General features: G+C 64.4%; 11 protein-coding genes, 1 other RNA gene and 1 pseudogene. 3 read left to right on the top strand and 10 right to left on the bottom strand.

The features are described 5' to 3' along the window. Nucleotides 1-414 precede the first annotated feature (414 nt). The gene (locus ABQU90_RS17405; protein ID WP_323522950.1) at nucleotides 415-10,614 is read right to left on the bottom strand and encodes an autotransporter-associated beta strand repeat-containing protein; all 10,200 of its coding nucleotides are present in this window, start codon (nucleotides 10,612-10,614) and stop codon (nucleotides 415-417) included. Between the two features lie 730 nt (nucleotides 10,615-11,344). On the opposite strand from ABQU90_RS17405, the gene ABQU90_RS17400 reads away from it, so the two are divergent. After that, entirely contained in the window at nucleotides 11,345-13,156 is a 1,812-nt protein-coding gene (locus ABQU90_RS17400; protein WP_323522996.1) for an EAL domain-containing protein, read from the top strand. 116 nt (nucleotides 13,157-13,272) lie between these two features. Here ABQU90_RS17400 and ABQU90_RS17395 read toward each other — a convergent pair whose 3' ends face one another. Both ABQU90_RS17395 and ABQU90_RS17390 read right to left on the bottom strand, forming a co-directional pair. Continuing rightward, a complete protein-coding gene (locus ABQU90_RS17395) occupies nucleotides 13,273-14,193 on the bottom strand; it encodes a M14 family metallopeptidase (RefSeq protein WP_323522951.1) in 921 nt (306 codons plus the stop codon). A gap of 79 nt (nucleotides 14,194-14,272) precedes the next feature. Beyond that, nucleotides 14,273-14,804, bottom strand: a pseudogene (locus ABQU90_RS17390) (DUF892 family protein). A gap of 63 nt (nucleotides 14,805-14,867) precedes the next feature. Between ABQU90_RS17390 and ABQU90_RS17385 the strand changes: the two are divergent. After that, on the top strand, nucleotides 14,868-15,140 hold the full coding sequence (locus ABQU90_RS17385; protein WP_323523001.1) for a hypothetical protein: 273 nt from the start codon (nucleotides 14,868-14,870) through the stop codon (nucleotides 15,138-15,140). 61 nt (nucleotides 15,141-15,201) lie between these two features. Here ABQU90_RS17385 and ABQU90_RS17380 read toward each other — a convergent pair whose 3' ends face one another. Continuing rightward, nucleotides 15,202-15,459 (bottom strand): KGG domain-containing protein, encoded by a 258-nt coding sequence (locus tag ABQU90_RS17380; RefSeq protein WP_005990975.1) that lies wholly within the window; start codon nucleotides 15,457-15,459, stop codon nucleotides 15,202-15,204. A gap of 494 nt (nucleotides 15,460-15,953) precedes the next feature. Here ABQU90_RS17380 and ABQU90_RS17375 point away from each other — a divergent pair. Further along, nucleotides 15,954-16,029, top strand: a non-coding RNA gene (locus ABQU90_RS17375) — sX9 sRNA. Nucleotides 16,030-16,248: 219 nt separating this feature from the next. Here ABQU90_RS17375 and cobA read toward each other — a convergent pair. From cobA to ABQU90_RS17345, 6 genes are all read right to left on the bottom strand, one after another. Further along, nucleotides 16,249-16,995, bottom strand: coding sequence for a uroporphyrinogen-III C-methyltransferase (cobA, locus tag ABQU90_RS17370; RefSeq protein ID WP_193552488.1), 747 nt, complete (start codon nucleotides 16,993-16,995; stop codon nucleotides 16,249-16,251). A gap of 65 nt (nucleotides 16,996-17,060) precedes the next feature. Beyond that, complete coding sequence (locus ABQU90_RS17365) at nucleotides 17,061-19,796, bottom strand: nitrate reductase (protein ID WP_503064415.1); 2,736 nt, start codon at nucleotides 19,794-19,796, stop codon at nucleotides 17,061-17,063. A gap of 59 nt (nucleotides 19,797-19,855) precedes the next feature. Further along, nucleotides 19,856-20,221 carry a nitrite reductase small subunit NirD gene (gene nirD / locus ABQU90_RS17360; RefSeq protein ID WP_323522953.1) on the bottom strand — a complete coding sequence of 122 codons (366 nt, stop codon included), beginning with the start codon at nucleotides 20,219-20,221 and terminating at the stop codon, nucleotides 19,856-19,858. After that, complete coding sequence (gene nirB, locus ABQU90_RS17355) at nucleotides 20,218-22,635, bottom strand: nitrite reductase large subunit NirB (protein WP_323522997.1); 2,418 nt, start codon at nucleotides 22,633-22,635, stop codon at nucleotides 20,218-20,220. Before nirB ends, nirD begins: the two co-directional genes overlap by 4 nt. 58 nt (nucleotides 22,636-22,693) lie before the next feature. After that, nucleotides 22,694-23,863 (bottom strand): nitrate/nitrite transporter, encoded by a 1,170-nt coding sequence (locus tag ABQU90_RS17350; RefSeq protein ID WP_193552886.1) that lies wholly within the window; start codon nucleotides 23,861-23,863, stop codon nucleotides 22,694-22,696. An 824-nt stretch (nucleotides 23,864-24,687) separates the two neighbouring features. Continuing rightward, nucleotides 24,688-25,767 carry a CmpA/NrtA family ABC transporter substrate-binding protein gene (locus ABQU90_RS17345; RefSeq protein WP_323522954.1) on the bottom strand — a complete coding sequence of 360 codons (1,080 nt, stop codon included), beginning with the start codon at nucleotides 25,765-25,767 and terminating at the stop codon, nucleotides 24,688-24,690. Nucleotides 25,768-25,770 lie beyond the last annotated feature (3 nt).

Here is a 25,770-nt window from a genome sequence, read left to right as displayed (position 1 = left end):
ACGCCAGCGACAACGAAGGCCCCGGCATGCCGGGGCCTTCGTGCATCTGTGCGTGTGGCAGCGCGACTGCCATAGCACGCGTGGCCGTGGGCTTGCACGCTACGAAGGCACTCCAGGCGACGCCACAGGCAGCAGAAAACGCTTGAAAAGCGCTGCTTTTGATCGATGCGGGAATGCGGCAATGCACGCCACCGACATGATCTGCAGTCGATCCCCGCCCATGCTCATCGGCCGCCCCGCACATGGTTGCCGACGCGCTTGCGCTGGTCGAGACAGAGCGCAAGCCACGAGCAAACCGGTACCGATCGGTTACTTCATCGACGACGACGCGTCGATACGCACCCGGTCAAGCGGATCGGCACACAAAAAAAGCCCCGGCATGCCGGGGCTTTGTCGTTCACTGTGTGGAGCCGATCAGAAACTCCAGCCCCAGGTCACCTGCCCGCCATACGCGGTCTGTCCATCGCCGTTGAGTCCTTGCAACGACAGCGACAGGCGGCTGTTGGGCGAGGTGATCAGGCTGACCCCCAACTCACCGATGGCGGCATTCTTGGCCAGCGTGACGCTTTGCACTGCGAACTCAGAGCCAGTCCCGATGAAGCCCGCCGAACGCTGCACGGCGCGATCGCCGAACGCATGCCGCCAACCCACCGAGGCATACAGCGCGGCCTGCCGACCAAGCTCCCAACGCCCTCGCACACCCAACGTGCTGGTGGTGAACGTGTCCGTGGCACTGTCGACCGTCAGCCCGGCGATCCCGCCGCGCTCGTCAAATCCATCGGTCTTCAGATGGGTGTAGTCGGCGGCTATGAACGGGCTGTACACCGCATTGCCGGTGCGCAGATTCCAGGAGGCTTCCACCGACACCGTTACCGCAGTGGCGTCGTATTCGCTGGTGAGCCGTTCTTCGAGCACGCCGGGCAGCATCACCCGACGCGAGCCGTCCACGCTGTAGTCCGCATAATCCACGGCGCCCTGCAGCGAAAACGCGGACCAGTCGGCCTGCCCATACACACCGACGTGCGTGCCATCGATGTCGGCGCGGTCGCCCCACTCGCGCGACCAGCTTTCGATGTCCTGGCTGCCCACCGCAACACCGAGCACGCTGCGCTCGCCGATGCGACGTTCTGCACCGGCCATGATGCCGTTGTCTTCGCGGCGCACCGAAATCGCATTGGCATCGCCATCGACGCGGTTGGGCAGGCTACGCCCGGTAATCCACACCGTGGTGTCGCCGATGCGGGTGTCCTGGCTATCGCCGCGCAGATGGCCGCCGATGCCGCTATTGAGAAAGCGGCTGTCCAGCATGGCGGTCGCGGTGCTGGCATGGCTTTCGCCCGACAGCGACGCGAAGGCGGTGGCGATTGCCTCCGGGTCGTCCGGCAGACGTATCACCGCCTGATACACCGGGCTGGTCACCGGCAGGCCATCGACTGCGCCAGCAGTCGACTGCTGGTTGGGCGTGGTCACAGCATCCACCATGCCAACGGTATTGCGGCCCATCGATATCGACAGCGCCGTTGCAGTGGTGCTGACGTTGGGATCCATAAACGCGTAGTCGGACACGACGTTGGTGAATTGCCCGGTGAGGCCGCCGGCCGCGTTGATCACCGGAATCTCGGTGAACAATGGCAGGTCGACCGCACGCACCAATACCAACGTGCTGCCCGGTGCTAGCGTGGCCGCGCCGCCTACCGTCAAAGGCGTCACCGCACCGTCCGTACCGGGCGTGACCTGCACCGTGGAGCCAGGGCCCATGGTGGCGTTGCCAACCACACTGATCGTGCCGGTGGTGCCGCCCATGGCCAAGGTGCCGCCGGTCGTGGTCAGACTGCCGATGCTGCCGCTGCCGGTCAGCGTACCGCCCGGCCCCACCGTAACCGGACCGCCGATGGCGGCACCCGGGTTGGCCGGGTTGCCCACGCTCAAGGTGCCTGCGGTGATGGTGGTCGGGCCGGTAAAGCCGCTGCTGTCTGCAGTAACCAACAAGGTGCCGACGCCGTCCTTGAGCAGGCTGCCGGTGCCCGACAGCGTGCCTGCATAGGTGCCGTTGGCGTTCTGCAGGAACACCAACGCACTGTTGTTTGCGATGTTGCCCTGCAGGCTGTCGGTGTCGCCGATCAAGCTGCCCGCATTGATCGTGGTGCCGCCGAGATACGCGTTGACGCCATCCAGCGTGACCGCACCGCTGCCGTCCTTGATCAGCGCACCGCTACCGGTAATGTTGCCGGCAAAGGTGCCGTCGCCGGCCTGATCGAACACCAGCACTGCGTCGTTGAGGATGTTGCCTTGCAGGCTGGTGGTAGTGCCTTGCAGTGTGCCGCCGGTAATGGCGGTGCCGCCGCTGTAGGTGTTGGCACGAGCAAGCCTGAGCACGCCGGCACCCCGCTTCACCAAACTACCGGTGCCGCTGACAAGACCGGTAAATGTGCCATCGGTGGCTTGTTCGAAGACCAGCGTGGCGTTGTTCAACACGTCGCCCTGCAGGCTGGTCGTGGTGCCGATCAAGCTGCCGGCACTCACCAACGTGCCGCCGGTGTAGCTATTGGCACCGGTCAGTTGCAGTGCGCCGGTGCCGGCCTTTTCCAGCGAGCCGCTCCCACTGACCACGCCGGCATACACACCGCCGATGGCCTGGTTGAACACCAGTGCCGCGTTGTTGACGACATCGCCCTGCACGCTGGTGCTGTCGCCGATCAAGCTGCCGGCCGCAATGGTGGTGCCGCCGCTGTAGCCATTTGCGCCATTGAGCAACAGTGCCCCGGCGCCGTCCTTGACCACGTTGCCGGTACCGGTGATCGAACCGCTAAACACTCCGTTGGCTGCTTGGTTGAAGACGACGGTGGCGTTATCGACAATCGCGCCCTGCAAGCTCGCGCTATCGCCTGCCAGCGTGCCGGCAGCGACCGTGGTACCGCCGGTGTAACTGTTGCTGCCGTCCAGCGTCAGCGTGCCGGTGTTGGTCTTGATCAGTGCGCCGCTGCCGCCGATGGCGCCGGCCAGGGTCAGATCGGCCGGGTTGTCGACGGTGAGCACGGCACCCAGATTGACCGCATTGCCCAACGCGGCAGCAATCGCATTGCTGAGCACCGAATCGCCGGTCACCGACAGCGTGCCGACACCCAGGGCGGTGTTGCTGCCTACCGCCAACGTGCCCGCGTTCAACACCGTGCCGCCCGCGTAGCTGTTGTTGCCGTCAAGCGTGAGCGTGGTGGTGCCGTTCTTGATCAAGCCACCCGCACCGCTGACCGGCCCGGACAAGCTCAGATCGTTGCTGCCGATGAGATTCAACGCACCATCCAGGATCACTGCATTGCCTACCGCCACTGCCTGGTTGCTATCGAGGCTGGTGCCCGCTGCTGCGGTCAACGCGCCGGTGCCGAGCGCTTGTGCATCGCCCAGCGCCAGCGTGCCGCCACCGAGCGAGGTGCCGCCGGTGTAGCTGTTGGCTGCGTCGAGCACCAGGGTGCCGGTGTCGAGTTTCTGCAGTGCGCCTGCGCCGCCGATGGCGACATCGATCGTGCCGGTCACACTGGGGTCGACGCGGATGATGGTGTTGGCAGCATTGGCGCTCAACGCACCGGCACCGCCATCGCTCAGCACATAGCCATCGGTGACGAACTGCATGCCGGTGATGCCCTGGGTGCCCTGCACGGCCACGGTCCCGGCAGTGCCGGCAAACACCGCGAAGCTGTTCTGCCAGGTGTCGTTGGCCAGGCCGTCGATCGATGTCCAGTTGGTGCCGGCGGCCGTCCATGCAGCGGTGCCGCCATCGATGCTGCCGTTGGCGACGGTTTGCGCACCATCCCAGAACTGCACGTTGCTGCCTGGCGCCAACACCACCACGTTGACCTGCTGTGCCAGTGCGGTCTGCAGCGTCAGCTGGGTCGGGTCCACGGTGCCGGGCAGCGTGCCGATGCCCAGGCCGTTGTCGGTCAGCGCACCGCTGTAGTCGATCAGGCGATACACACCGGTGCCGAAGCCGCCGATGTCGGTGATGTTGAGCGTGCCATCCAGCGTAAGGTCGCCGTTGACCTGCAGCACCCCCGTCAGACTCGGGATGCCCAGGAATGCATCGAGCGTGGCGTTGGGCGCCATGCTCAAACTGCCGGTGGTCAGCAATGCACCACTGCTCACCACCAGACGGCCGCCATTGTTGACGGTGACCGCCGCATCGACCAGGCCACTGCCGCTCAAGCTGCCGCCCGCGCCAACGCTCAGGCCACCAGCGCTGGCCAGCGTGCCATCCACATCCAGCGTGCCGCCGAGGACCTGCGTGGTGCCGCCCAGCGCGCTGGTGCCAGTGAGCTGCAACGTGCCGGTGCCCACCTTGTCCAGGTTGCCGGCGCCACTCAAGCTGCCGGCAAACGTACTGCCAACGTTGTTGACGCCCAGCTGCAGCGTGTTGCCGCCGAGGATGTCGACCGCACCCAGCCCGGTCACCGCGCCCAGCGCTGCATTGCTGCCCAACGACAGCCCGGCACCCGCGGCGATATCCACCGCGCTGGTGGTGCCCAGGTTGCCGGTGGCAGCGGTGGCCAGTACACCGGCCTGCACCGCCACCGGACCGCTGAAGCTGTTGGCGCCGGACAAGGTCAAGGTGCCCAGCCCGGTTTTGGTGAGCGCACCCGCACCACTGAGCGTGCCGGTCAGTGCCAGATCCGCGGCGCTGGCGATGGTCAGATCCGCACCCAGGTTGACGCTGTTGCCCAGCGCCAGTGCGATCGCATTGCTCAAGGTGGAGTTACCCAACACCGACAAGCTGCCGACACCCAGAGCGCTGTTGCTACCCACCGCCAGCGTGCCGGCATTCAATACCGTGCCGCCCGCGTAGCTGTTGTTGCCGTCGAGCGTGAGCGTGGTGGTGCCGTTCTTGATCAAGCCGCCCGCACCGCTGACCGGTCCGGACAAACTCAGGTCGTTGCTGCCGATGAGATTCAGCGCGCCATCCAGGACGACCGCATTACCCACGGCCACTGCCTGGTTGCTATCGAGGCTGGTGCCCGCTGCTGCGGTCAACGCACCGGTGCCGAGCGCTTGTGCATCGCCCAGCACCAGCGTGCCGCCACTGAGCGAAGTGCCGCCGGTGTAGCTGTTGGCTGCGTCGAGCACCAACGTGCCGGTGTCGAGTTTCTGCACGCCACCGATGCCGGAGATGTCTACATCGATCGTGGCGGTGGCGCCGGGGTCGACGCGGATTGCAGTGAGGGGGCTGGTCACCGCCAGCGTGCTCGCACCGGCATCGTTTAGCACGTAGCCATCGCTCGCAAACTGCAGGCCGCCGATGGTTTGCGTGCCCTGCACGACAACCGTGCCGGCAGTGCCGGAGAACACTGCAAAATCGCCCTGCCAGGTGCTGTTGGCGGAGCCGTCCTGGCCAGTCCAGTTGGTGGCAGTGCCCCATACACCCGAGCCGCCGTCGACGGTGCCATTGGCGGTGGTCTGCACGCCGTCCCAGAACTGCACGATGCTGCCCGGTGCCGCGACCACCAGATTGATCTGCTGGCCGATCGCGGTCTGCAATGCCAATTGGCTGATATCGACGCTACCGGGAATGCTGCCGAACAGCACGCCGTTGTTGGTCAGCACACCGGTGTAATCGATCAACCGATACACACCGGAACCGAAGCCGCCGATGTCGATGACATTGAGTGTGCCGTCCAGGGTGAGATTACCGTTGACCGCAAGCAGGCGCGTAGTGCTCGGCGCCGCAAGCGACACGTCCATCACCGCGCCCGGTGCCAACGTCAGCCCGCCCATGCTGAGCGACGAACCGCTGCTCAATGCCAGCCGGCCGCCATTACCGATGGTCACATCGCTGCCGATGCTGCCACTGGGGCCGGTACCAGTGAGCGTGCCGCCAGTTGCCACGTTCAACGCGCTCGTACCCAGGCTGCCCACCACGTCCAGGACGCCGCCGCTCACCTGCGTGGCGCCGCCGATCAGGCTGGTGCCGAGCAGGTTCACAGTGCCCGGGCCGACCTTGTCCAGATTGCCGCCACCGCCCAGGCTGCCGGCGAAGTTACCGCTGCCCAGCTGCAAGGTGGCGCCGGCATCGGTATCGACGTTCCCCGCACCGGTGAGTGCATTGATCAGGCCACCGTTGGTCAGGTTCAATACCGCACCGGCGGCCACATCCACGTTACTGGCATTGCCAAGCGATGCAGCCGTGCTGGCCACCACGGTGCCGGCCTGGATCGCCAGCGGGCCGGTATAGGTATTGCTGCCGCTCAGCGTCAAGGTGCCGAGGCCGGTCTTGGTCAGCGCGCCCGCGCCACTGATGGTGCCGCTGGCCAGCATGTCCGCCGTGTTGTCGACGGTGAGCGCTGCACCCAGATCGATGCCATTGCTCAAGGCCACCGCGATGGCGTTGCTCAGCACCGAATCGCCAGTGACCGACAAGCTGCCGGTGCCGAGTGCGTTATCGGCCCCCACCGCAATCGTGCCGGCGTTGAGCGTGGTGCCCCCGCTGTAGCTGTTGCTGCCATTGAGCGACACGGTGGTGGTGCCGTTCTTGACCAGACTCCCGGTGCCGCTGATGGTGCCGTTCAAGCTTAGGTCGTTGCTGCCGATCAGCGAAAGCTGGCTGTTCAATTGCACGCTATTGCCGACAGCCAGCGCAGTATTGGCATCCAGTTCGGTGGCGCCACTGACCACCAGGCCGCCCACGCCCAAGGCTGCAGCGTTGCCAAGCACCAGGCGGCCGGCATCCAGCGTGACGCCGCCACTGAAGGTGTTGGCGTTGCCCAAGGTCAATGTTGTCGTGCCTTGTTTAGCGAGACTACCGGCGCCGCTGATCACGCCGTCCAGCGTGATGTCCTGCGTGCCGGGCAGCGTCAATGCACCATTCAAGGCAAGTGCATTGGCCAGCGTCACCGCCGTGGTGGCATCGAGCGTTGTGCCGCCCGCGGCGGTGAGCGTGCCGGCACCCAAGGCGGTGTTGCTGCCAACCACCAACCCGCCGGATTGCAGCTGCAACCCGCCGCTCCAGGTGTTGTTGCCGGAGAGCGTGAGCGTCTGCGTGCCGCTTTTGATCAGGCTTCCCGCACCATCGATCACACCAGTGAGCGTGAGCGCCTGGCCATCGATGCCGAGCGCGCCATTCACCGTGACGGCATTTTGCAAGGTCGCGGCGATAGCGGCGCTGAGCAGCGTGCCATCGGCCGCGATGAGCGCGCCGCTCCCGAGCGCCGTGTCACTGCCGACGATCAGCGAACCGGCATTCAACAGCGTGCCGCCGGCATGGCCATTGTTGCCGGTCAGCGTCAACGCGCCAGTGCCCTGTTTGATCAGGCTGCCTGTACCGCTCACCGTGCCGGTCAAGTCGAGCGCGTTGTTGCCGGTCAGCGACAGCGCACCGTTCAACACGACGTCATTGCCCACTGTCGCTGCAGTGGTCGCCTGCAACTGCGTGCCGTTGGCAGCGGTCAACACGCCGCTTCCCAATGCCGCGCCGCTGTCGATCAGCAAGGCGCCTGCGTTGAGATCCACGCCGCCGGCAAAGGTGTTGGCGCCGGTCAACGTCAGCGCAGCGCCGCCGTTCTTCACCAGACCGCCTGCACCGCTGACGCCGCCATTGAGCGCCAGGTCCTGGCTGCCGCCAAGCTGCAGGTCGGCATTCAGCACGACGTCGTTGGAAAGCACGCGTGCAGCGGTGCTATCGAGCAGGCCGCCGGCAACGGTGAGGCTGCCTGTGCCCAGCGCGGCATCGCTGCCGAGCACCAGGCTGCCCGCAGTCAGCAGCGTGCCGCCGGTGTAGGTGTTGTTTCCCGCCAGAGTCAGGCTGGCGGGGCCGAGTTTGTCTAGGCTTCCGACACCGCTGATGCCGCCATTGAGCGTCAGCGCGTTGCTGCCGCCAATGCTGACCAAACCCGTCAGCGCGATGGCGTTGGCAAGCGTGCTTACCGCGACATTATCCAGCGTGGTGCCGGCTGCTGCGGTCAGTGCGCCAACACCCAACGCTGTGTCGCTGCCAACGACAAGCCTGCCCGCGCTCAGCGATGTGCCACCGGTGTAGAGATTGTTGCCAGTGAGGGTGAGATCGCCGCTCCCGGATTTGACCAGGCTGCCGGTACCGCTGATGCCGCCACCCAGCGTCAGCGCCTGCGTGCCATTGAGCGTCAATGCACTGGTGTTCAATGCGATTGCATTGGTCAACGTGGTGGGTGTGGTGCCCTGCAGATTGGCGTTGCCGGTCAAGCTCAGCGCACCGGTGCCGAGCGCACCGTTATTGGTCACCTGCAAGGTGCCGCCGGCAAGCGTGGTGCCACCGCTGTAGGTGTTCAAACCGCCCAAGGTAAGCGTGCCGGTGCCGAGCTTGCTCAACGCACCGGTGCCACTGATCGCACCACTCAAATTCAGGGCGGTGCCATTGCTAGCTACGCCCAGCGTGCCGGTGAGCGCAAGCGCATTACCCAGCGTCGCTGCAGTGCTTGCATCAAGCACACCGCCGCTGGCGGTCAAGGTCCCCGTGCCCAGCGCAGCATTGGAGCCGACCACCAGGCGCCCGGTGCTCAGCGTGGTGCCACCGGTATAGCCGTTGATATTGGTCAGCGTGAGATCGCCGGCACCGCTCTTGATCAGGCTACCGCTGCCGTTGATAGCGCCGCCAAGGGTCAGCGCCTGCGCGCCGGTCCAGGTCAATGGCCCGGAAAGATTGACCGCATTGGTTACCGCCAACGGTGCGCTGGTGCTGAGACTGGAGGCGCCGGTGACATTCAACGCGCCGGTGCCCAGTGCGGACGCAGTCCCCAATTGCAGGGTGCCCGCTGCCAGCGTTGTGCCGCCGCTATAGGTGTTGGCGCCGTTGAGCGCCAGCGTGCCGGTGCCGGTCTTGTTAATACCGCCGGTGCCGGCAAGCGTACCGGTCAAGGTGAGTGCATTGCCGCTGGCACCCAGGCCCAGTGTGGTGTTGAGCGCAAACGCATTGCTCAAGGTCAACGGTGCAGTGGTGTCCAGCAGACCGCCTGCTGCAGTGACGGTGCCGGTGCCGAGCGCGCCGGAGGTTTCCAGCACCGTGCTGCCCGCGCTCAGCGTGGTGCCGCCGGAATAGGTATTGGCGCCGCCAAGCGTGAGCGTGCCGGTGCCGGTCTTGTTGAGTGCACCGACGCCGCTGACTACACCGCCGAGCCGTACGGCATTGGTCCCGCCAATGCCCAGGTTGCTGTTCAATACAAAGGCGTTGGCCAGGTTGAGTGCGGCACCGGCCAGCAGGCTGCCGCCGGACGCCGTGACGGTGCCTGTTCCCAAGGCGGCGCTATTGCCCGCGGTCAGCGCGCCGCCGCTCAGGTTGACGCCACCGCTGAAGGTATTGGCGCCGGTCAGATTCAGTCCGCCGGTACCGGCCTTGGTCAGCGCCCCCGTGCCTGTCAGCGTGCTGCCGATGGTCAGCGCATTGGTGCCCTGCACCGTCAAACCGCCCGCCGCGATCGCAATACCGCCGGCCGGTGCCAGCGTCAGGCCGGCAGCGGTGGCTTCGAGCGTGCCGCCGTTGGCGGTGATCGCCGTGCCCAACTGCGCGGGTATCGCAAATTGCAGGACACCGCCATTGAGTGCGCTGCTGCCAAAGTTGCTTGCGCCGCCCAGCGTCCAGGTCCCGCTGTTGACGCGCAGACTGCCGAAATTGATGTACTGATCGGTGCTTGCCGCGCCGACACCGGTAATGCCGCTACCGGTTCCTGTGGCGGAATTCTGCAGGATCAGCGTGTTGGTTCCGCCCGCGCCGCCATCCACCACGCCGGTACGCGCAAAGCTCAGCAAACCGCCTGGACCAAGCAATTCCAGTCCGAGTCCGCCAGCGCTGTTGATGCTTCCGCCCGTCACTGCGGTGAAGGTATTGGTGCTGTTGGCACCCATCGACACGCTGCCGTTGATGGTGCCGGAATTGACGAAGCTGTTGCCGGTGGCCGAGCTCTGAAAGCCGACGCGTCCATCGATGGTGCCGGTATTGACCGCATTGACGGTGCCGCCGCCACTGACCGCGATCACCGGCGTGTCGGCACCTAGTATCGAGAGATTGAGCAACGTCCGGCTGCTGATCAAGCCGGCATTGTTGATCTGCACGACGCCATTGCTGGCGGAGGTCAGGCCCAACGCCATTCCATCGAGATTGAGCAGATTGGCGCCCAGCAACCCGCCGGTCCCGTAGATGGTGCCGCCGGACAGATTGTTGGCAATCACCGATGTCGAACTTGCGTTGCCCATGGTGACGCCGGTACTCAACACCGACAGCAGACCCAGCACAGACGGGTCGATGCTGCCGCTGTTGTTGAGCGTTGCGTTGGTGCCACCGAGCGCGATGGCGGTACCGCCCAGCAAACCGGCCGTCATCTGCGTGCTTACCGCAACGTTGACGGTCAGATTATTCGCGTTACTCGAAAAAGCATTGCTGACGATCGGCAGACCGGTGCAGGTGACGGTTGCGCCGGCAGTCGGCAATGCGGGGGTGCACGCACCCCAGGCCAATGCGGGAGCGGCGGCCCCCACCGCCAGAACCACCAGGCTGGGCAGTGCACGGCGCGTCGCTCCGGGCTTACGTCGACGCCGCACCAGTTCATGCGTCACGACCCAATTGCCAATGGCTGCGTTCCAGACCAGCGCAAATGCACGATTCATTTTGATTCCCCTGATTGCCGCGCGATAGATCAGCGCGCACACATGCGCGCCTTCAAAAGACGGAAGTGGATTAAAGATTCGGTGGATTTAAAGCGTGACTCGCTTCAACCCGCTCGCTCAAGAATGAGAGTTGTTAATACCAATCCCTGGTAAACACGTTGCCAAATTAATAGGCGAATCGCCTCAATTGAACTGTGCGGAGTATCACTAACCACGCACCCGCGCGTTACACGGGCATAAACTGTCGACGTGTTTACTTGTGCCCGCTTCAAACGCTTGAACGGCCGCCTTTAATGCAGCCATAGCCTTGCCAGACGGGCGAAACAGCTAAAATCAAGACGTATTTCACGGTGATCCATGCCAATGCATTGGTTGAGTCCGAATCACCGAACCAGCCAATACGCATTACACCGCGTGATAGCGGCCCGAACCTTATGAATAGAAGAGGCCGCGAATCTGTCGTGTTGTGAAAGAACGGAATCACTGCCAAATGGTCTACCTGAGTCCGGTTGGATCGATATAACCAATCCACTCTCGACGCCGGTCGGTGGAATGCGGTATTTGTAGAGGCCAGCCCAAAGTGAGACGAGCAGCCTTTATCGATTATTTGTTGTGCCTGCTTACGGGAGTGCGCGTTATTGCGCGCAGGATTCGTGCGTGATGGCGGCATCACGCCCCCGGCTCATCACCCATTGGTGACCTCGAATTGTTTCTAGTGGCCCTGCAGTGTGTGATCTTCAACACGGAACCTGACGACATGACGCTTGCTTCGGCAGACAAAACACAGGAACGCCACTTCGATTGGTCCGGGGTGCCAATCGATCTCGGCGGGATGGAGCCGCTCGAACAGATCGCTCGCCTGCTGTGCCATGCGCTGGTCGCACCAGCGGCGGCATTGACCATTACCGAAGCCGGCCGCATGCGGGTGCTGGCGGCGCGCGGGATCAGCACCACCCAGGTCGAACAAGCCATTGCGCTGTGTCAACGCGCACCGGCCGCTGCCAATGGTGTGACGGAGTTGATCGAAGGCGCCGCACTCGCGCCGATTCAATTGGGCGATGCGGCGTTTCCCGGGCTGCCTGCACGCTTTATTGCCTGCGTGCCGGTCGGTGCGCCGCAGGCCGGCATCACCGGCACGTTATGCGTGATCGACACGCGCGAGCGCCGCCTCGCCAGCCAGGAACATCAGCAGCTGCTGATGTTTGCGAATGTGACGGCAGCGCAGCTGGAGCTGCAATTCGGCGCGGGCCGGCGTGAGCCGCACAGCGGTCTGCTCAACGCGCGTCAGCTGCAATCGGATTTGGATGCCCTCGCCTTCGGCAGCCACAGCGTGCCGACCATTGCGGCCTTTATAGAGGTCTACGACACGCAGGCGGCCAACGAGGCGCGCCAGGCCCTGGGCATGCAGCCGCTGGAAGAGCTGATCCGTCACGCCAGCTATGTGCTGACCCGCGCCCTGCGCGGCAAGGCCACCGTCTATCACGTTGCGTCGATGCGTTTTGCGTTTTTTCTGCTCAACTCGGCGCCCGACGAGATGGAAGACCTGCTGCTGGATTTGCGCGACATGCTGCAAAAGCCGTTCGATGCCGCCGGGGTGCCGATGTCGCTGACCTTCCATGCCGGCGTGGTGCGCTTTGCACCGCAACAACCAGATACCAACGATGTGATGCGCAAGGGGCTGGTGTCGCTGGGCGATGCCATCGGCAACAATGCCGTGGTGTGCTGGTATAGCGCCTCGCAGGACGATGCCATCCAGCGCTCGTATCGGTTGGCGCTGGATGCGGAAAAGGCGCTGGAGGCCGGCGATTTCCGGTTGGTGTTCCAGCCGCGTATCGATCTGGAGGATCTGTCGGTCGTCGGGTTCGAGGCACTGCTGCGCTGGCAGCATGCCAGCCTGGGGCCGATCGGTCCGGACGAGTTCATTCCGTTATTCGAAAAGACCGCACTGATGTGCACGGTCACCAACTGGGTGATCGAAAGTGCATTGCTGCAGTTGGCGCAATGGCGAGCGCAAGGCCTGGATTTTTCCATCTCGATCAATCTGTCGTCGCGCGATTTCGGCAACATCAATCTGGCCGCCGACGTGATCAATCGCTGCAAGGACCTGGCCATTCCGACCACGCGGGTCGAGCTGGAAATCACCGAAGGCCGCTGGTTGCGCAGCAACGTGGAAGCCGTCCCGCGGCTGCGCGCCCTGCGCGATGCCGGCGTCAGCGTGGCCATCGACGACTTCGGTACCGGCTACAGCAATTTCGGGTATCTCACCGAGTTGCCGGTCAACGTGCTCAAGCTGGACCGCTCGCTGGTCACCGGCATTGCCAACAAGGCCGGCATGCAGATGCGCGCAGAAGCAGTGGTGCGACTGGCCAGCGCGCTGGGCTATCGCACCGTCGCCGAAGGCATCGAGCATGCCGACGAAATTGCGTTACTCCGCAGCTGGGGCTGCGATGAGGCGCAGGGATATCTGCTGTCCAGGCCGATGGAGGCGCAGCTGGTGGCGGCCTATGTGCAGGACGCCCGGGTGCAGCAACGCCTGCCTTGAGCAAAAGCCGCGTGGTTGCGCTGATCACATGCAGGTCGGCACCGCTCGCTCGTCTGCAGCACGCAGGCAGCTAAAGCGCGTCGCAAGCCCGCGCTCACGCTGCTGCCTAGGTGTCTTCACCCTTCCGAGAGTGCGTAATCCAGTGCCGCACAAATCGCCGCGACCTGTGCGGCATTGCACTGCTGCGGCGTGGCGCGCGGGCTGTCCGGGTACACCTCGGTGGTGGTGCGATAGCGCGCAGCGGTGACGCCGGCACACAGCCCAAGGCGTCGCACCGGGTAGTTGATCACCCCATGACCCGTAACCGGCGCACCGATGATCTGACCCTGCGCATCGGCTGGCGCGATATGCGTGACCTGTTCCACTGCCGCGATCACCGCCTGTTGAAATGCGGGCTGCGGGTCTTCGCTATCGCCCACCAGGTAGAACCCGTCCGGAATGCTGCCAGGCACGAACGGTACGCCATCGCGTGCCGCCAGCGCAGGCCGGAACTCGCTCTCATCGCTGTCGGTGGTTTCGTGCAGGTCGATATGCACCAGCATCGTGCCAGCGGTTGCGGCGACCAGTTGCATCAAGGCTGCCGACTCTACAGCCGGACTGTTGTCGCGGAATGAGCGATTCGGGTCGACCGCGTCGGCGTTCCAGCGCTGGATGCGCTCATAGCCCCAGGGGTTGACGCATGGCGCCACCAGCAGATTGATCCTGCCCACATACTCTGCGGCGCGTTGCTGCAGAAATAGCAGCGCGCCTTGCACGCCACTGGTCTCGTAGCCGTGCACCCCACCGGTGACGAGTGCGCACGGCAGCGTGTTGTCCCACGCGGCACTGCGCAATGCCAGCAGCGGGTACTGCATGGAATCCGCCACGATGCTGCCGTAGTGCACGCGTTGGTAGCGCTCATCCAGTGCATCGATGACCTGCACAACCTCAGCGGCGTAACTGCGTTGCACCACTTGTTGAGCGCGCCATGCGCTGCGTTCGCCATCGCCCCACGCCTGGCCAGGAGTACCGATCGGATAATCGAGATGCGTTGTCATGATCGAGCCGGGTTGCCAAAGAGCGTCCAAGGGTAAGCGCTCGCCGCGCAGAAAGAAAAAGCCCGCATTCTCAAGATGCCTAGAGCATCAGCGCTGGCGGCCACGACGTGGCAGTCACGTGTGAGATCGCATCGCGAACCAAGAAGTCTTCGATCAGCGCGGGCAGAGGTGCAAGCAGCCAATCGGCAATAGCCTGCTCCTGGTCCTGCGGCAGAGCCTGCCAGCAGACACTCTGTGCGCATGGTCTTGGCTGCACTCGGTAACGCGGTGGACGCGGCGATCTCCAGGTTCTCGAACAGCTAGCTGGCCAGCACGTTCTCGACGACCTCATCAAAGGTCGTCACACCCCATGGCCGGGCCGAACGCAGCCCTGTTGCCCATGGAGTCCTTGACCGCCGATGGCGATCCGTCAAGCGTTCGATGCACGATCCCACTAGGTATTGCTGGCCGCGAGGTTGCTCAAGATGCTGCTCGATGCGCGCCTTGAGTTGCCGCTCGTGCTCGATGCGCCCGGCCTGGCTCTTGCGCAGAGGTCCGGCCTGCCGTTCCGTTGCGCACGCGTCGCGCAACCATTGCATAGCGCTATCGCATCTGCGCTTTCGACCAAGCATGCGGGCGCGTTGTCGGTCTTGTGATTCGCTGCCAAGACCGTTCTGAGCACTTGCCTCATCACGTTGCAGATTTTGCAAGGTCTGCAAATTCTGCCGACGCCAGACTACTTGATCACCAAAGGCGGAAAATTTGTACTGCAATCGATGGCGAGCACGTGCAGGTCTGCAAAAATTTCCCTGGCACTTGTAATGCGTTTTGCATCAATCAGTTATGGACTTGAGAGCGCGGGCATTGCGGCGATGGAGTGTGCCGATGTCATCTGCGTGCAATCGATTGCTTGTCGGCGCGTGCGCTTCGTGGGCTTGCGCCCTAAAAAAGCAGGCCCTGCGCCGTGACGGCGCAGGGCCTGCATCCCCTGAATCAATGACGGCACGCTATTGCATGCCCAACCGTTGACTACGCGGATTCTTCCTGTGGCTTGGCCTGCTTGGACCGCCCGCCCTTGCTGCCGATACGCGACATATGATCGCGATCGCGGCTCACGGCCTGGCCACCCTTACGACCGGCTTCGCGTGCCTCGTCGCTGGTGAATTCGTGCGCATTACCGCTGGCGTGTGCAGCCTTGCCACCGCTGCTGGCCAGCACGCGACGCTTCTCCGGGTCCAATGCGGCAAAGCCACGCCGGCTACGAGTACTGTTCTGTCCGTCTTCCACTGTGCCTCCTCTCGATGCATCGGGTACGTCATTCGGTGAGGGGCTTAACGCAACATTCGTGCCAACCCAAAACACAGGCCAAATGGGAGCAGACGAGCACATGCAGGAAAAAACGGCTGCGCTCGCTGCGCAAATCTTGCACACCTCACGCGCCTGGAACCGCCGCATCAGGCTGCAGGATGGGTAGCGCTACCAAAAATGACGAGACAGATGTCGTTAACGACAGGTCGACCGCAGCGACAGCGCGCACCCGCGTACCGACGGATGAGCGTCCGCGACGGGAGCCACGATTCGGATCAGCGTGGTCTGCGCTGCATCCTGCCGTGTCGGATGGTCGGTTCACATCGCACTGCAGGGGCTGACAGAATGAGCCGTCGTCAGTTGCCCGCAGCCGGCACGCAGGATCGGCTTGAGTGCGTAGTGCCGGCTCTAAACGCCACTGACAAAACGATTGTGCAGCCGCCAGGCGGGCGCGGCCGGTGCGAGGAATCGGCATGTACCACACGCACATTCCGGTTCTGAGCGCGCCGTCCACACCTATCTGACGACTGCTCGCCAAGCTTTTCAGCCGCTCCAAACCGCTGCAGCGCGTCCGATGGCCGCTGAGTGTTGTGCCTTCAAGCTGGGTGACCGATCAGCGGTCAGCGATCAGCGCTCAAAAACAGACACACCCAGCATCGGCGGATAAGGCTGCTCCAGCAAAATCGCTCGCATGGTCCTGTAATTCGAACGTGCGCACGCTAGACAGCACACGCATCAGGCAGTGCGCCACGATGCGCCGCGTAGCGCTTACCCCACTGCCTGTTGCAGTACCGCACCAAAGCGATCGTCGCAGGCCACCGACGCTTCGGACAACGCATCGCCCACCAGCAGCAGGGTCGGCAGACCGGGCAACAGCGCTGCCGCGGCACTGCCCAGGTCGCCCAGTGTGGTCAGCCTGCGCTGTTGCTCCGGCCGCGTGGCCGCCTGCACGATGGCGGCCGGCGTGCTGGCCGGCAGATGCGCCAGCAACGCCGTCGCCAGCGCGTCTGCACGGCGCAACCCCATGTAGATGCCGAGCGTTGTGCCGCTGGCCGCCAGTGCGCCCCAGTTCGGCTCACCATGGTCGTGCGTGTGTGCGGTGACAAACGTGATGCCGTGGCAATGGCTGCGATGTGTCAATGACACTTCCAGCGACGCTGCGGCGGCAAACGCGGCGCTGACGCCATTGATCACCTGCACGCCCACGCCGGCGCGTCGCAGAAAACCGATTTCTTCGCCCGCACGGCCGAACAACAACGCATCGCCGCCTTTGACGCGCACGACGCGCAAGCCCTGCAACGCATAACGCCGCATCAGCCGGCAGATGAACTCCTGCGGCGTGGAGCGGCAACCACCGCGCTTGCCCACGCGGATCACGCGCGCCTGCGGTGCCAGCGTGACGATGTCGGGGTTGGCCAGGTCGTCGAGCAACAGCACCTGCGCCACTGCCAGCGCCTTGACCGCCTTGATGGTGAGCAGCTCCAGATCGCCGGGACCGGCCGACAACAACACCACATCACGCGCGCAGGAAGGTGTGACTGACATGAGAGATCTCGCAGTGTGTGGAGGGATGAGGTGCATCAGGCCAGCCGCGTTTGGCGGCACAGCCGGGTCAGTTGCGGAACGCAGGAACCGCAGACGGTGCCGCAGCCGAGGCGTTGCTTGAGCTGCGCCACGTCGGCGCCATCGTCGATGGCCGCATGAATCGCGGCGGCCGACACCTGCATGCAGGTGCACACGATCGGGTCACTGGGCGCGGAAGGCGTCGGTGCGAACACGGCCAGCCGTGCACCCCGCCAGGGCTTGCCGGCCAAGGCGACCGTCAGCAGCGACTGATTGGCATCGCTGGGGTATGCGGCAGTCAGCAGCAGGCCATCGATATGGCTCTGCCCGTCCTGTGTACGCCAGCCAACGCGGCGCATCAATCCGCGGCGCAGATCGCGGTATTCCAGAACGTCGGCGCCGGCCGGCAACTGCAGCGCAGCCACCAGACGATCGATCCAGGCAGGATCGGGCGCGCGCTCGCAGGCCGCATGCAGCACCGCCCACTGCCCACCGGCATCGGCCAATGGCTCGGCATGCAGACGCAAGCTCGCGTAGCCGCACTCGCGCAGCAGTGGTTGCAGTGCCTGCTGCAATGCCAACGCATCACCGCGGCGTGCCGCCAGCAGATGCCAGCCGAACGCCGCCTTCTCCACGCGTACTGCCGCGTGTTTGAGCTCCGGCTGGTGCGAGCGCGCATCCACCGCCGACGTGCTGACCTCGTTGATGCCGCCGCTGGACAGCGTCTGCCCGCTCCAGTGCATTGCGGCGAAGACGGTTCCGGAGCGCAGTTCGTCCGACAACTCCAGCGGCAGCACCAGCGCACCGCGCTTGCTGGCCACCTGTACCAATTCGCCAGCCACCAGCCCGCGGCGTACGGCATCGTCCGGGTGCATGCGCAAGGACGGTTCCGGGCTGTGCGCATAGGCCGCGGCTACGCGCCCGGTGCGCGACATGCCATGCCATTGGTCGCGCAGGCGACCGGTGAGCAGGCGCATCGGAAAGCGTGCCGAGGTGGCTTCTGCCACCTTGCGATACGGCGTTGCATGAAACCGCGCACGGCCATCGGCAGTGGCGAACACTCCATCGGTGTAGCGCCGTGCCTGCCCTTGCGTCGCCCCTGCGGGAAACGGCCATTGCTGGGGCCCGTTGTCCAGCACTGCGTAGTCCAGGCCGCCGATATCCAGGTCGCGCCCTACCGTCAGCGCACGATGCTCATCGAAGACCCGTGCGGTGCTGTCGAATGCAAACAGGCCGGCGCCTGTGGCGGGCGCCAGCAGCGCCTCCAGTTGACGCGCAACTTCGTTGGCAATCCACCAATCGGCACGCGCCTGCCCCGGCGCTTCCACTGCCTTACGCACGCGGGTGATGCGGCGTTCGGAGTTGGTCACCGTGCCGTCCTTCTCGCCCCAGCTGGCCGCCGGCAGCAAGACGTCGGCATAAGGCACGGTGTCGGTGCCGGAGAAGGCATCCTGCACGATCACCAGTTCGGCCTGTTCCAGCGCGGCGCGAATGCCGGCCACTTCCGGCATCGAATGCACGGGGTTGGTACAGACGATCCACACTGCCTTCAAGGTGCCGGCGCGCAGGCGCTCGAACAACTCCACCGCCGGCGTGCCGGGGTTCGGCGAGATGCGCCCCGCCGGCACACCCCAGAGCCGCTCAACTTCGGCACGATGCTCCGCGTTGCCGATCTCGCGGTGCGCCGCCAGCATCGTCGCCATGCCGCCTACTTCGCGCCCGCCCATCGCATTAGGCTGGCCGGTCAGCGAAAACGGCCCCGCGCCCGGCTTGCCGATCTGACCAGTGGCCAGATGCAGATTGATCAATGCAAGATTCTTGTCGGTGCCGTGCGCCGACTGATTCAGGCCCATGCAATACAGCGACAGCGCCGCCGGGCTGCGCCCGAACCACTCGGCCGCCTGCACCAGGTCCTCGTGCGAGATTCCGCAGATCTCGGCGCTCATGCGCGGGGTGTACTCGCGCAACATCCGCTTGAGGGCATCAAACTCCTGCGTGCTCACCGCAACGAAACGCGCATCCACCAGACCCTCCCAGATCAGGTGATGCAGCATGCCGTTGAACAAGGCGACGTCGGTGCCGGGTTCGATTGCAAGGTGCAGGTCGGCCATGGCCGCGGTGTCGGTGCGCCGCGGATCGATCACGATCCAGCGAATGTCCGGGTTGCGTGCGCGTGCGTCTTCAAGCCGGCGAAACAGCACCGGATGCGCATACGCCATGTTGCTGCCGGCAAACAGCACCGTGTGCGCCAGCTCCAGATCTTCATAGCAGGTCGGCGGGCCATCGGCACCGAGCGCAAGCTTGTACCCGGTGACCGCGCTGGACATGCACAGGCGCGAATTGGTATCGATGTTGTTGGTGCCGAGCAGGCCCTTGGCCAGCTTGTTGAAGACGTAATAGTCCTCGGTAAGCAACTGCCCGGACAGATAGAACGCCACCGAATCCGGGCCATGTTCCTTGACGATGGCGGCCAGCTTGCTGCTGACATGCTGCAGGGCCTGATCCCAGCTCACCGGCGCACGCGGTGCCTGCCGATGCCGGCGCAACTCCGGCGCAAGCACACGCCCCTGCCTGCTTGCAACGGTCTGTGGCAACGCCAGACCCTTGCTGCACAGACGGCCGTGATTGGCCGGATGCAGCGGGTCGCCTTCGATGCCCACGATGCGCTCGCCATCGGCGTCGTGCTCGCTGTGGATCAACACGCCGCAACCCACACCGCAGTAGCAACAGGTCGAACGCGTGATGCGATGCATCGGCGCTGCCATGTGCGACTGCGCTGCCGTGGCAGGCGACGCGGCCTGCAGGCCTTCGCTCATGTCGCCGGCTCGGTCACGGCATCCGGCTGCGACACCGGCTGCAACACGATCCACACGGCATCGGCTTCCACCTTGACCGGGTAGCGCGGCGCGCAGCCCACGTCCGGTGCGTGGGCTTGCCCGCTCTGCAAGCCGATCGCCCAGCCATGCAAGGGGCACGTCACGGTGTCGCCGGCCACGATTCCTTGCGACAACGGCCCGCCCTTGTGCGGGCAACGGTCGCGCAGCGCAAACACCTGGTCGCCGGCAGTGCGGAAGATGGCGATCGGCGGCAGCCCATCGACCTCCAGCACGCGCGCACCCAGCGCCGGCAGGTCCTGCAATGCGCACACGCGCACCCATGCGGCGTTGTGCATGTTCATTCCTCCACCGTTGCGGCTGGCGCGGCGATGCGCAGCGGTTGGTATTCCTGGCGCCGCTCGCCGGCGATGCGCGCCTTCCAGGGGTCGACCAGGCCTTCCAGCGAATACAACAGCCGCTCGTACAGCGCACGCCGGTTGGCCGCGTCGTCGACCACCTGCGCACGGATGTAATCCAGCCCCACGCGTGCGATGTAGTGCACGGTGCGATCCAGGTAATAGGCCTGTTCGCGATACAGCTGCAAAAACGCACCGGTGTATTCGCGTACTTCCTCGGCCGTGGTCACCTTGACCAGAAAGCGCGCAACCTCGGTCTTGATGCCGCCATTGCCGCCAACATGCAGCTCCCAGCCCGAGTCCACCGCGATAATGCCCACATCCTTGATGCCGGATTCGGCGCAATTCCGCGGGCAACCAGACACCGCCAGCTTCACCTTGTGCGGGCTCCACATGTTGGCCAACATGGTTTCCAGATCGATGCCCATCTGCGTGCTGTTCTGGGTGCCGAAGCGACAAAACTCGCTACCCACGCAGGTCTTTACCGTGCGGATCGACTTGCCGTAGGCATGGCCGGACGGCATACCCAGATCGCGCCACACATCCACCAGATCTTCTTTCTTGACGCCAAGCAGATCGATGCGCTGGCCGCCGGTCACCTTGACCATCGGCACCGCGTACTTGTCGGCGACATCGGCAATGCGGCGCAACTCGCTGGCGTTGGTCACCCCGCCTTTCATCTGCGGAATCACCGAGAAGGTGCCGTCTTTCTGGATGTTGGCGTGTGCGCGCTCGTTGATGAAACGCGATTGCGGGTCGTCGATGGCTTCATGCGGCCAGGTCGAGAGCATGTAGTAGTTGATCGCCGGCCGGCAGGTGGCGCAGCCATTGGGCGTGCGCCACTCCATGAAGGCATAGGCCTGTGCGTGGGTCAGCAATTTGTGTTCGCGAATGGCACGGCGCACTTCGCCATGACTCAAGTCGGTACACGCGCAAACCGCCTTGGTTTTCGGGGTTTCCTGGAAGTTGGAACCCAGGCAATTCATCAGGATCTGTTCGACCAATCCGGTGCACGAACCGCAGGAACTGGCCGCCTTGGTGTGCTTTTTCACCTCGTCCACAGTGAACAGGCCTTGCTCACTGATCGCTTTGACAATCGTGCCCTTGCACACGCCGTTGCAACCGCAGACCTCGTCGCTGTCGGACATGGCGCTGGCGCGGTCCTGGCCGCCTGTGCCCGAGTCGCCTAACGCGCTCTCGCCGAAGATCAGTTGGTCGCGTTGCGCCTGGATCGGCGTGCCGTCCTTGAGCAACTTGAAGTACCAGCCGCCATCGCTGGTGTCGCCGTACAGGCATGCACCCACCAGCACGTCGTCGCGGATCACCAGCTTTTTATAGATGCCGCCAGCCGGGTCGGACAGCACGATTTCTTCGCAGCCATCGCCGCCCATGAAGTCGCCGGCCGAGAACAAGTCGATACCGGTGACCTTGAGCTTGGTCGATGCCACCGAGCCGCGATAGATACCGATACCAAACTGCGCCAGATGGTTGGCGCAGACCTTGGCCTGCTCGAACAATGGCGCGACCAGACCGTACGCAATGCCACGATGGTTGGCGCACTCGCCCACCGCATACACGCGCGGGTCGAAACTCTGCAGGCTGTCGTTGACCACGATGCCGCGTGAGCAATGGATGCCAGCTTCTTCGGCCAGCCGCGTATTCGGGCGGATACCGGCGGCCATCACCACCAGATCGGCGGGGATCTCGCTGCCGTCGGCAAACTTCACTCCGATCACTTCGCCCTGCGCATTGCCCAGCAGCGCGCTGGTGGCAGTATTGAGGCGGAACTCCAGCCCGCGTGCGCGCAGTGCCTGTTGCAACAGGTTACCGGCCACCGGGTCGAGCTGGCGCTCCAGCAACCAGCCGGCCAGGTGCACCACAGTCACGTCCATGCCACGTACTTTCAACCCGTTAGCCGCTTCCAGACCGAGCAGGCCACCGCCGATCACCACCGCATGCTGTCTGCTGCGTGCGGTGTCGATCATGGTGCGGGTGTCCTGGATATCGCGATACCCGATCACGCCTTTCAACGTATTGCCGGGAATCGGCAGCACGAACGGCACCGAGCCGGTGGCGATCAACAACCTGTCGTACTCGGCTTCGGTGCCATCGGCGGCGATCACGCGGCGACGCACGCGATCGATGCGCGTCACTTCCTTGTTCAAGTGCAGATGGATGCCGTTGTCGCGGTACCACTGCAGCGGGTTCAACACGATGTCGTCGAACTCCTGCTCGCCGGCCAACACGGGCGAGAGCAGGATGCGGTTGTAGTTGGGATGCGGCTCGGCCCCGAACACGGTGATGTGATACATGCCCGGCATCAGCTTGAGCAGTTCTTCCACGGTGCGGATGCCGGCCATGCCGTTGCCGATGACGACGAGTCTGGGTTGCTTCATTGCCTGGATTCCTGTCGACATGTCAGACGCGCGCCGCGCCGGCGGTAGACCATTCGCTGCGCCACTGGGTCTTGACCCCGGCCAGCAGCGCCCAGCCACCCAGAGCGAAAGCGGCGAACAGCCACATGCCCAATGCATAACTGCCGGTGTGTTGCTTGAGCACGCCCAGGCTCGCGGCCAGCGCAAACCCGCCGATGCCGCCGGCCATGCCGATCAAGCCGGTCATCACCCCGATGTCCTGGCCAAATCGCTGCGGAACCAGCTGAAAAACAGCGCCATTGCCAGCGCCAAGGCATAGCAAGGTCAGTACAAACAACGCCAGCGTGAGCGTGGCACCACCCGCACCGAATCCGGCAATGCCCACCAGCACGGCCACCAGCAGATACACCGTCAGCAAGGCACGTGTGCCGCCGACGCGATCGGCAATGACGCCACCGAGCGGCCGCATCACCGAACCGGCTAGCACGCAGGCCGCAGTCGCCCAACCGGCAGTGCGCGCGTCGAAGCCGAACTGGTCGTGGAAGTAGCCCGGCAACGCGCTCGCAAAGCCGGAAAACCCGCCAAAGGTGATCGCGTAGAAAAACATGAAGCGCCATGCATCGCGGTTGCCCACCAGCACGCGGCCGTAGTCGGCCCATTGCTTGCGTGCGACCGGTGTGGGCGCTTCCTTGGCAATCGACGCAAACACGATCAGCGTCAGCACCAAGGGGATGCACGCCAGTCCAAATACGTTTTGATAGCCGAATGCGGCGGCCAGCATCGGCGCGAACAACGCGGCCAGCACCGTGCCGGAATTGCCTGCACCGGCAATGCCCATCGCAGTGCCCTGATGCTCGGGCGGATACCAGCGCGATGCCAGCGGCAATGCCACTGCAAACGAGGCGCCGGCAATGCCGAGCAGCACACCCAATATCAACACCTGCCCCATGCTGTTGACGCCCAGTTGCCAGGCACCGAACAACGCGGCGATGACGGCGAGCTGCGCGAGTACGCCGGCACGCTTTGCACCGACGCGATCGGCAAACATGCCCAGCACCAGGCGCAGCACTGCGCCACACAGGATTGGCACCGCCACCATCAAGGCGCGCTGCTGCGTATCCAATCCCAGCGCCTGCGCAATCGGTACCTGCAACGGCCCGAGCAGATACCACACCATGAAGCTCAGGTCGAAATACAGGAAGGATGCGAACAAGGTGGGCGTGTGCCCGGATCGCCAGAACGAGCGCTGCATAGAGACCTCTTCGAATGCGATGGCCAAAAAAAAAACGGCGTCCCTCCGGTAAACCGGAAGGACGCCGTTGTCCTGGATGCGTGCGGATCGCCGTTGAGCCGCTGCACCGTGTACGTGTTGTTGCAGGCACGCCGTTGTACCTGCACGTGACTGCTACGCAATCAGCGTGCCAACTTTTTCATCAACACATCACATTGCTGCAAGCCATTGAAAAATTGACGTTTCATTGAATTTCACGCGAATGCTTCGCGGCTTTCTGGTGGACAGATGCAGCTCGCCACTCCCGTCTTTCGTGCGGCTACGCACCAATAGCGTGCGCCGGCCATCCAGGTTGCTACCTAGGCAAGATCAACATGTTGCACCCATCGCGTGCGCCGCAGCGAAGCTGTGGACCTACGGCTCCGCAGTGGATGCATCTGCGCTGTCCAAGCAGTGCGATGCAGAAGATAAGTCGATGAGTCGCGTCGTTATAGGGACAGGCAACTACTGACTGCGTCGAGCGCCCGGTGCCCTCGCCGCTCGCGGGACACGCTGTGAATCCATCTCTGGACGCTCCGTGGCGGCATCCATGCCGCCACACGGTCCCGCAAGCGGCGAGGACACCGCGCCAGACCGTTGGTCGGTCGCTGTATTGAAGACCAATACACCAACCCTCTCCTCTGGTCCTTGCGCGCCTACCGTCGCGGGACGTTATGCGGCATGGATGCCGCATAAGGGCCTCCGTGGACGGATGCACAGCGTGTCCCGCGATGGTGGGCGGGTAAGGGCCCTGCAAGAAAACCGTGTCAGTCGCCTATGGGTGTATCGAACAACCGATTGCGCCGATGATCGCTTTCCGGCACAGCCACCCCCACGCGCGCCGCAGCACGGCGATAGTTGTCCAATCGATGGATGTCGCGCAGCCGGGCGATATCGTCGTCCTGGATGTCGTGCCATCCCCAGCGCTGGAACTGGCGCAGGAACCACTCGCCATCCGATAGCCAAGGCATGTTCACCGTGCCGTGGCGATGGAACGCCAGCGCAGTGGCATCGCGCGCTAGACCATCGGCATCTGCATCGGCATCCAGGCACGCTGCCAGATGCGCCGCCGACACGCCGATATGCTGCGGCTCCGCCAACCACTGCGCGCAGTGCGCGCGGTTGTCCGCGGAGGCATCCAGCCAGCGGCACGCTTCCAGCACGCAGGTGGTCAATTGCTCGGTCAGCTCCGGCTGCAAGGCGGCAAACTCGCGCCGGCAGGCCAGTACCTTTTCGGGATGGCCGGGCCACAGTTGACCACTGCGGATCACCCGCGCGCCGCTGCCCTGCGCCTGCGCCACGGCCGCCCAGGGCTCCCCGGAGCAGTAGCCGTCGATCAATCCACTGGCCAGGGCGTCGGGCATCTGCGGCGGTGGAATGCTGAGCACATCGACATCGCGCATCGGGTCCACGCCGCCCGCGGCCAGCCAGTAATACAGCCACAACGCGTGCGTGCCGGTGGGAAAGGTCTGCGCAAACACCGCGCGTCGTCCCAGGTTTTTCAGTATCTGCGGCAGCGCCTGGCCGTCGACAAGCGCCTGCGCCAATGCCGGCGCCATGGTGATCGCCTGACCGTTGTGGTTGAGCGTCATCAGCAACGCCATCGGGCACTGCGGCCCGGCAACGCCCAAATCGATGGCATACACCAGGCTGGCCAGCGCATGCGCTGCGTCCACCTCGCCCGCCAGCAGACGGTCGCGCACGCCGGCCCAGGAGGCTTGCCGGTGCAGGTCCAGCTGCAGGCCGTGCACGCGATCCAGGCCCAGCCGGTGCGCGGCAATCAACGGCGCGCAGTCGATCAGCGGCATGTAGGCCACGCGTAATACGGGGAGGTCGGCTTGGCTCATCTG

Origin of the sequence: Xanthomonas sp. WHRI 10207, assembly GCF_040202975.1 — a bacterium.
Classification (GTDB): domain Bacteria; phylum Pseudomonadota; class Gammaproteobacteria; order Xanthomonadales; family Xanthomonadaceae; genus Xanthomonas.
Note: the sequence above shows the minus strand (reverse complement) of the source record. Positions and strands in the feature narration are given on the sequence as shown.